At 57.1% G+C, this 231-nt stretch carries 1 protein-coding gene; it reads left to right on the forward strand.

Annotated elements, in window-relative coordinates; genetic code table 11:
* Nucleotides 1-231: transposase (locus FHC52_RS22610; protein WP_220420281.1), on the forward strand; the 231-nt coding region annotated here is incomplete at both ends.

A 231-nucleotide genomic window follows, 5' to 3' on the forward strand; every position in this document is an offset into this window, starting at 1 on the left:
ACCTGAGCGACGGTGCCATGGAAGATGCCCTGTACGAAATCGCCTCCATGCGCCTGTTTGCCCGATTATCCCTGGATAGCGCCCTGCCGGATCGCACCACCATCATGAATTTCCGCCACCTGCTCGAGCAGCATCAACTGGCCCGTCAATTGTTCAAGACCATCAATCGCTGGCTGGCCGAAGCAGGCGTCATGATGACCCAAGGCACTTTGGTGGATGCCACCATCATTG

It is taken from the genome of Enterobacter sp. EC_64, from assembly GCF_019584165.1.
Lineage (GTDB): Bacteria > Pseudomonadota > Gammaproteobacteria > Enterobacterales > Enterobacteriaceae > Enterobacter > Enterobacter roggenkampii.